The organism is Halomonas sp. 707D4, from assembly GCF_024158685.1.
Classification (GTDB): domain Bacteria; phylum Pseudomonadota; class Gammaproteobacteria; order Pseudomonadales; family Halomonadaceae; genus Vreelandella.
In genome coordinates this window covers 1-6,441 of the sequence record NZ_JAMZBD010000159.1, presented here as the reverse complement: position 1 = coordinate 6,441, position 6,441 = coordinate 1, and the positions used below count along the sequence as shown (strand labels likewise).

9 protein-coding genes, 3 tRNA genes and 1 pseudogene are annotated in these 6,441 nt (G+C 62.8%); 8 read left to right on the top strand and 5 right to left on the bottom strand.

The window, feature by feature from the left end; translation table 11 throughout:
- The 7 genes and pseudogenes from BIS11_RS08650 to BIS11_RS08620 form a co-directional block, all read left to right on the top strand.
- Nucleotides 1–237 (top strand): annotated as a pseudogene (locus BIS11_RS08650) (AsmA family protein); the annotation flags it as partial.
- Nucleotides 238–321: 84 nt separating this feature from the next.
- Nucleotides 322–1,413 (top strand): A/G-specific adenine glycosylase, encoded by a 1,092-nt coding sequence (gene mutY, locus BIS11_RS08645; RefSeq protein ID WP_253422218.1) that lies wholly within the window; start codon nucleotides 322–324, stop codon nucleotides 1,411–1,413.
- Between the two features lie 42 nt (nucleotides 1,414–1,455).
- Nucleotides 1,456–1,731, top strand: a complete 276-nt coding sequence (locus BIS11_RS08640; RefSeq protein WP_253422220.1) for an oxidative damage protection protein — start codon at nucleotides 1,456–1,458, stop codon at nucleotides 1,729–1,731.
- A gap of 143 nt (nucleotides 1,732–1,874) precedes the next feature.
- Nucleotides 1,875–1,950, top strand: a tRNA-Phe gene (locus tag BIS11_RS08635).
- A gap of 6 nt (nucleotides 1,951–1,956) precedes the next feature.
- Nucleotides 1,957–2,031: transfer RNA gene (locus BIS11_RS08630), tRNA-Gln, on the top strand.
- A 70-nt stretch (nucleotides 2,032–2,101) separates the two neighbouring features.
- Nucleotides 2,102–2,177 (top strand) — tRNA-Thr (locus tag BIS11_RS08625).
- Nucleotides 2,178–2,304: 127 nt separating this feature from the next.
- Nucleotides 2,305–2,871, top strand: coding sequence for a DUF2726 domain-containing protein (locus BIS11_RS08620; RefSeq protein WP_253422222.1), 567 nt, complete (start codon nucleotides 2,305–2,307; stop codon nucleotides 2,869–2,871).
- A 44-nt stretch (nucleotides 2,872–2,915) separates the two neighbouring features.
- Here BIS11_RS08620 and BIS11_RS08615 read toward each other — a convergent pair whose 3' ends face one another.
- From BIS11_RS08615 to BIS11_RS08595, 5 genes are all read right to left on the bottom strand, one after another.
- On the bottom strand, nucleotides 2,916–3,401 hold the full coding sequence (locus tag BIS11_RS08615) for a nucleoside deaminase (RefSeq protein ID WP_253422224.1): 486 nt from the start codon (nucleotides 3,399–3,401) through the stop codon (nucleotides 2,916–2,918).
- Nucleotides 3,402–3,513: 112 nt separating this feature from the next.
- Nucleotides 3,514–3,834 (bottom strand): DUF4124 domain-containing protein, encoded by a 321-nt coding sequence (locus tag BIS11_RS08610; protein WP_253422227.1) that lies wholly within the window; start codon nucleotides 3,832–3,834, stop codon nucleotides 3,514–3,516.
- A 70-nt stretch (nucleotides 3,835–3,904) separates the two neighbouring features.
- Nucleotides 3,905–4,219 (bottom strand): hypothetical protein, encoded by a 315-nt coding sequence (locus BIS11_RS08605; RefSeq protein ID WP_253422228.1) that lies wholly within the window; start codon nucleotides 4,217–4,219, stop codon nucleotides 3,905–3,907.
- A gap of 55 nt (nucleotides 4,220–4,274) precedes the next feature.
- Nucleotides 4,275–4,988 (bottom strand): phosphatase PAP2 family protein, encoded by a 714-nt coding sequence (locus BIS11_RS08600; RefSeq protein ID WP_253422230.1) that lies wholly within the window; start codon nucleotides 4,986–4,988, stop codon nucleotides 4,275–4,277.
- Between the two features lie 119 nt (nucleotides 4,989–5,107).
- Nucleotides 5,108–5,680: a TetR/AcrR family transcriptional regulator gene (locus BIS11_RS08595; protein WP_253422232.1), complete on the bottom strand. Its 573-nt coding sequence runs from the start codon at nucleotides 5,678–5,680 to the stop codon at nucleotides 5,108–5,110.
- Between the two features lie 205 nt (nucleotides 5,681–5,885).
- Here BIS11_RS08595 and BIS11_RS08590 point away from each other — a divergent pair.
- On the top strand, nucleotides 5,886–6,441 hold a 556-nt coding region (locus BIS11_RS08590; protein WP_253585927.1), incomplete at its 3' end, for an FAD-binding oxidoreductase.

The window sequence follows — 6,441 nt, the reverse complement described above, 5'->3', positions numbered from 1 at the left end:
CGCCTTCAGGCCCTGCCGTTGCCGGTGCTGTGCGAGGGCAATCTCGACGAGGACAAGTCGCAGTGGTGCCGTCTGGATCGCGATGCCTTCCAGGCTTCCATCGTGTCGCTGCTTCGCAACGAGGCCGGCGCCGAGGTCGAGGAGCGCCTGGGTGATGCCTTGAACCGGCTCGACGAGCGCCTGGGCGACGACGCCGGGCGCAACCTGCGCGACGGTCTTCGCAGCCTGTTCGACTGACGGTGAGCCGTCGTTGCGCGCCGGCCTTCGGGCCGGCGCTTTCGTTGGCGCCTCTTTTCATCCCTTGATAGGCCAGGACACACCATGCCCGATATGCCGACGCCGTGCCTGACGGCCTTCGAATTCCAACACCGGCTGCTTGACTGGTTCGACCAGTACGGCCGTCATGACCTGCCCTGGCAGTCACCGCGCAGCGCCTACCGGGTATGGGTGTCGGAAATCATGCTGCAGCAGACCCAGGTCGCCACCGTGATTCCCTACTTCGAGCGCTTCATGGCACGCTTTCCCACGCTCGAGGCACTGGCGCGCGCTGATCAAGACGAGGTGCTGCACCTCTGGACCGGGCTTGGCTACTACGCTCGGGCGCGCAACCTGCACAAGGCCGCGCAAACGGCGCTAGACGAGCACGGCGGCGAGCTGCCCACGCAAAGCGTCGAGACGCTCATCGCGCTTCCGGGCATCGGTCGCTCCACCGCCGGGGCCATCATCGCCCAGAGCACCGGGGCGCGCGCCGCGATTCTCGATGGCAACGTCAAGCGATCCATGACCCGCCTGCACGCCGTCTCCGGCTGGCCCGGCAAGCCCGCTATCGAAGGCAAGCTGTGGGCGCTCGCCGAGTACTTCACCCCCGCGGAGCGCCTTGCCGACTACACCCAGGCGATCATGGACTTCGGCGCCACGCTCTGCACCCGCGCCCGGCCCGACTGCGTGATCTGCCCGTTCAATGACGTATGCGCCGCCTATAAAGAAGGCGCGCCGCAGCGCTATCCCGAGTCCAAGCCCAAGAAGGCGCTGCCCACCCGCGAGACGCTGATGCTGGTGCTGCGCGATGGGCAAGGGCGCGTCTGGCTCGAGCAGCGCCCGCCTTCGGGGCTCTGGGGCGGGCTCTGGAGCCTGCCCCAGTTCGACGACCGCGCAGCGCTCGGCGACTGGCTGCAAGATTGCGTCGACAGCGCCGTGATCGAGCCGGCGCTGCCCGGCTTCACCCACACCTTCAGCCACTTCCGCCTGGCGATCACCCCGCAGCCGGTACGCTGCGAAGGGCTTTCCGGGGTGCGCGAGAAGGGCATCTGGTTCGACTCTGCCGACCCGCCAACGCTGGGCCTGGCTGCGCCGGTGAAATCGTTGTTGGCGCAGCTGGCGCCATTTTCGCTTGATCCCACCCCCGGGCCCTAGCCCATACTCGGTGACGATTTTCCCACGCAAAGGAGTATTCCCATGAGCAACACCGTGTTCTGCCGCAAGTACCAGCAGGAACTGCCGGCGCTGGCCTTCCCCCCCTTGCCCGGCGAGAAGGGCCAGCAGATCCAGGCCACGGTCTCCCAGAAGGCCTGGCAGGAGTGGCAGGCGCTGCAGACCCGCCTGATCAACGAGAAGCACCTCAACATGCTCGAGCCCGAAGCGCGCCAGTACCTGATGGCGCAGATGGAGCGCTTTCTGGACAACGAAACCACCGACCAGGCCGAAGGCTACGTGCCCCCAAGCCAGGCCTGAACCACGCCAGCCGGGCGTTTCGGCCTGGCAGGCGCTCGAAGCAGCACCGCTTTCGTAGCCCCTAAGCACGTGACTAGAAAGAAAGTTTCACAAAGGTGTTGACGAAAAGCGGGGTTTTTAGTTTAATACGCACCGTTGGCAGCGGCCAGATAGCTCAGTTGGTAGAGCAGGGGATTGAAAATCCCCGTGTCGGCGGTTCGATTCCGTCTCTGGCCACCACACTGCTGGGGTATCGCCAAGTGGTAAGGCACCGGTTTTTGGTATCGGCATTCCCAGGTTCGAATCCTGGTACCCCAGCCATTGCCAACAAGATTTCTTGTTGACTGACTCGCTTGTCGAAAGCAGTCAAACGTTCAAGAAAACGTGATGCGCCGACATAGCTCAGTTGGTAGAGCAACTGACTTGTAATCAGTAGGTCCCGGGTTCGACTCCTGGTGTCGGCACCATTAAAGCATGGTTAAAAGCAGAAGCGTTAAAGAACATGATCAAGCCGCCCTTTCGGGGCGGCTTTTTCGTATGTGCATGTCTCCTCGTATCTTTACTCCCAAAAGACACAATAAAAATGAGGTGCGAATGGACGCCGTGAACGCCATCGCATTGTTATGGCCAGGGGGATTGTGCATAGCCGCTACTATCGTCTTCATCGCCCTGACGAAACGGGCGCTCGCTGGCCTGTCATCCAAGGGAACACGTTCCACTTCCGACAGGAAAACGTCAAGGTCACAAGCGCTCTTGAAAGTAGGCAGTGCTTATCAAAAGAAAGGCGCCCTGATGTCGCCCAGTGAGCAGGAGGTCTACAGGGTGCTGGTCAGTACCTACGGGGCAGAGTGCTACATTTTCGCCCAGGTTCGCGTGGTCGATGTCATAGAGCCCAACGCTGAAAAGTATCGGCCCAAAAGTAGCGAGTACCTGTCCTTGTTCAGGCAGATTTCCCAGTGGCATTTCGACTACGTGATTTGCAGCAAGGACGATTTCAGCGTCTTGTATGTCATGGAACTCGATGATCCGAGCCATGAAGGGCCGGATCGACAGAGAAGGGATAGCATCCTCGAGGCAGTATGCGCTGACGCGGGCGTCGAATTGAAAAGAATGTCGCTGGATTATCGTTCCCGAAAGATCAAGGTTCATGGCCGCCGCTAGGCCTTAGGCGGCTCGAAGTCGGGTCAAATGCCTCACCAGCCGAGTCATGTGCTTCGCGTATCGCGATACCGACAGTGCAACTCATGAACCACCCGAGCCAGCTTCTCGTCCGGCCCGCTGACCGGTATCTGCGGCGCTACCTGCTCGATGGTGAGCGGGGTTACCGGTGGGTGTTCGACTCCCCACGCTTTCTGCCAGCTGGCGAGCTGCTTCGAGGAGCTGGCGTAGACGATCGGCCCCAGTCCCGCCCAGGCATGGGCGGCGGCGCACATGGGGCAATGCTCGCCGGAGGTGAAGACCGTGGCTTTCCGGCGCGCCTCTACGTCCAGGTGTCGGGCTGCCCAGCGGGCGAGCTCGAACTCCGGGTGCTGGGTGGCATCGACGCTGTTGATGCGGTTTCGGGCCTCACAAAGTACGTGGCCCTGCGCGTCGGCGAGCACGGAGCCGAAGGGCTCGTCGCCGGCTTTTAGCGCCTGTTCGGCAAGATCGACGGCGCGTTGGAGAAGCTGCTGGTGTCGTTCGGGCGTCACGGTGGTTACTCCGGGGGCATAAGGTGAAGGGCGATAAGTTGGAGCAGGAAACGCCGCCCGGTTCCTTGAGTATGAACGATCAAAACCGTGGCCGCTTTGCTGTATAACCCGCTCAGTAGCGCTTTCTGCCAAACCGTAGCGGAACGCGGGCGCGGGCCTTCACTTCGGCGTTACGCCGTTGAATGGAGTGCTGATGCTGGCTGCCGCCCGGCAGATAGATGACGCGGGGCGGGGGTGGTGTAGCGGCGGGAAGCGCCTGGGCCCGGGCTGGTGTTGCTGGAATGATGCTCAAGCCGCGAGGGTCGACGGCGCTGGAGATACCGCTTGCGCAGGGAATGTCCTGGTAGGTGGTATGGCCATCCGGCGCGGTACAGCGAAAGAGCTCGGCGTGGGCGGGCGAAACGGACAATGCCAGCGCTGCCAGTAGAAGCATTCTTTTCATTGTGGTTTGCCGCTAAGCATACATTGGTGTTGCAAGAGTAGCAGCAAACTCGTCGGCAGCGCTACTGGCCGTGCCGGCGAACGAGCGATACCCCCAGGGCGAGCAGAAGACACGCCGCCGCCGGTGCCAGCACGTCCAGTACCGAGTCCAGATGCCAGCCGGTATACACGCCTTCGAACATCCCCACCGGCTGGGTCTGGCCCCACTCCCAGCCGCGGGCAACGGCGAGCTTGTACTCGTGCTGGGCGATCTCGCGGCCAAGAAACACCGCCACGGCGAGCGCACCGGAGACCCACAGCGTGACGCGGGGCAGCAGGGCGAGCAGCAGCTGGATGCCAAGGCCGATCAGCGCGTGTTCCAGGTGGCTCATGTTCATGCGGCGCCTCCAGGGCGAATCGAAACGGCCGCCCGAAGGCGGCCGCGAGCAAGGGCTAGTGAAAGCGCGGCAGCAGCCGGTGCGCGGTGGCATCGAAAAAGCGCGCCATCCGCTCGACCAGTGCGGCGATGTAGGCGTTGCACAGAATCCAGGGAAGCGCGACCAGGGCGATGGCGAGTGCGCCGAAATAGACGTCACTGACCCAGTGGCCGCCTACCAGAATACGCGGCAGGGTGACGAAAACCGCCAGCGCCACCGAAAGCGAGGCGATCAGCCGGTCGGCGAAGCGCAGCATGAAGCTGGCGAACACCATGGCCAGCACCCCATGGTCGCTCGGGAAGCTGTTCGAAGCGGTCGCCTTGGCGTTCAGGAAGGTGTAGTTGTTGAGGATGTTGACGTCATCGTGCCACACCGTGGGGCTGGGGCGGGCGGCGAGCAGGTCCATGTGCAGCATCTCGCCAAGTAGCGCCCCGACCGCCGACATGATCAAGCCGATCGCCAGCCACTTCGGCCAGCTGCCGTTCTTGTCGCGCACCATGGCGAAGAACAGCATGATCACCAGCACAACGAACATCACCTTGTCGAAGGCGCGGGTGTTGAGCAGCGCCATCGCCTCGACCCAGCGCGGGTACATGGGGCTGATGAACTGGTTGAAGAAAAAGAACACGTCGTCGTCGAGCTTCGTCCAGAACAGCACCGACGGCAGCCACCAGCTGGCGATCAGGGCAAAGCCTAAAAAGTTGTAGAAGAGGATTCGGCGAAGTTGCATGGCAATACCTGGTTACAGCGTTACGTGGGTGGACCAGTCTAGTTCGTTAGCGGATTAATGAACAGTGTTCGCCTTGTTGGCGTGGAAGCGCTGCGCCGGGGAGGGGCAGGGCGCTGCGCTCATGTCTGGTCGTTGCCGCCGTCGGTGATGGCGCTGGCCACGGTGGCGCGGGCGTGGGCGAGCACCGAGCGCCACTCGGCGGGAGAAGGGTCGGCAAAGCCCAGCCCGCGCAGTAAAAAAAGGCCTTCCATGGCCAGAACGGCCTGGCGGATCTCGCAAGCCGCGGTGTCCTCGCCGTCAAGCAGCGAAAGAATCGCGCGATAGTACTCGCGGGCCGGGCGCGATTTCTCCGGTGAGTGAAGCAGGGCGGTCATCAGGTAGGCAGAGCGGCGAATCAGCCGGTCGTCCTCGGTCAAGGCTTCGTCCAGATAGGCCAGCAAGCGCTTGCGGGGGTGCGCCCAATCGCTGCCCGCGCGGGTCTCGACGGCCTGGTGGACGCGGTCGATTTCGCGCTGAAGCACCGCGGCGACCAGGTCGTCCTTGGTCGCGAAGCTGTAGACCAGCCCGCCCTTGCTGATGCCCGCGCGCTCGGCCACCGCGTCCAGCGTGAATTGGCGCCCGCCGCTTTCCATGATGATGGCATCCGCGGCGTCCAGAATGCGCTCGAGTGAAATCTCCTTCTTGCGTGCCATGGGGCTCCCGGTCGTTGCCTTGGATGAACGACGCTCAGTTTACCCCATCCCCGCCTTGAAGCGGTGAGGCGCTCGATTTGAACGTGTCGATCGATTGCGATGAAAACGTGCACTTTTTAATTTCCGACTGAGCAGTCATAATCTTTCGCTATTCGCGCCAGCACTTTCGTGCATCGCAAGGTTACAAGACGAGAGGTAACGGATCATGACGCTTTCAAGACGCAAATTTCTCCTCGGGGCCGGTACCGGGATCGCCGGCGGCGTGCTGGGTGGCTTTCTAGGCGCCACCTACGGCGCGCGCCCGGGGTGGCGTCTGGAGTCGCAGATTCCCCGAGCCGAAGGCGTGGCGACCTCGGACACGCTGCCCGACGAGGCGGATGTCGTGGTGATCGGCGGCGGTATCGCGGGCCTTTCGACGGCGCTCTTTCTCAACCAGAAGGGCTTCAATACGGTGGTGCTCGAGAAGGGCGTGGTGGCCGGCGAGCAGTCGAGCCGCGCCTTTGGCTGGGTCTACTCCAACCATTGGGATCTGGGCAAGCTCGAGCTTGCCAACCGCTCCAAGGCGATCTGGCAGGGTTTTGCGTCGCGCTTCGGCGAGGACATCGGCTTTCGCCAGACCGGCAACTACTCGCTGTTGGCAAGCGATGACGACGTCACCGCAAGCCAGCAGTGGCTCGACGAGGCGAAACGGATTCAGCCACAGACCGATGCGCGCCTGGTCACCGGGGGCGAACTCGACCGGTTACTGCCAAGCGGTGCCG

What these genes read in the sequence shown, in the direction of transcription:
- BIS11_RS08605 (WP_253422228.1), bottom strand. Translation starts at nt 4,219, where the DNA reads ATGAACATGAGCCACCTGGAACACGCGCTGATCGGCCTTGGCATCCAG.
- BIS11_RS08640 (WP_253422220.1), top strand. Translation starts at nt 1,456, where the DNA reads ATGAGCAACACCGTGTTCTGCCGCAAGTACCAGCAGGAACTGCCGGCG.
- mutY (WP_253422218.1), top strand. Translation starts at nt 322, where the DNA reads ATGCCCGATATGCCGACGCCGTGCCTGACGGCCTTCGAATTCCAACAC.
- BIS11_RS08620 (WP_253422222.1), top strand. Translation starts at nt 2,305, where the DNA reads ATGGACGCCGTGAACGCCATCGCATTGTTATGGCCAGGGGGATTGTGC.
- BIS11_RS08600 (WP_253422230.1), bottom strand. Translation starts at nt 4,988, where the DNA reads ATGCAACTTCGCCGAATCCTCTTCTACAACTTTTTAGGCTTTGCCCTG.
- BIS11_RS08610 (WP_253422227.1), bottom strand. Translation starts at nt 3,834, where the DNA reads ATGCTTCTACTGGCAGCGCTGGCATTGTCCGTTTCGCCCGCCCACGCC.
- BIS11_RS08595 (WP_253422232.1), bottom strand. Translation starts at nt 5,680, where the DNA reads ATGGCACGCAAGAAGGAGATTTCACTCGAGCGCATTCTGGACGCCGCG.